The organism is Bacillus sp. NTK074B (assembly GCF_017303375.1).
Lineage (GTDB): Bacteria > Bacillota > Bacilli > Bacillales > Bacillaceae_B > Rossellomorea.
Map to the genome: position 1 here is coordinate 1 of NZ_JAFKOH010000292.1, position 251 is coordinate 251.

1 protein-coding gene is annotated in these 251 nt (G+C 64.5%); it reads left to right on the forward strand.

What is annotated here, in order from left to right:
• A partial coding sequence (locus JI667_RS22410; RefSeq protein ID WP_206858739.1) for a phage portal protein family protein occupies positions 1-251 on the forward strand: 251 nt, incomplete at both ends.

A 251-nucleotide genomic window follows, 5' to 3' on the forward strand; every position in this document is an offset into this window, starting at 1 on the left:
TCTGCGTGACAATGCCGGTCCTCAGATCCTCCGACCGGACAGCTATCTGATCCATGTCGCCAAGGCGAAATCGGGCCTTGCCATCCGGGGCGGCCTGGCGCGCCTCGCGGCCTGGGCGTGGCTGTTCAAGAATTACAGCCTGAAGGACTGGGCCATTTTCCTTGAAGCCTACGGGCACCCTCTGCGCCTCGGCCGGTATGGGCAGCATGCAAAGCCGGAGGAAAAGCAGATCCTGCTCCGCGCCGCGCGCC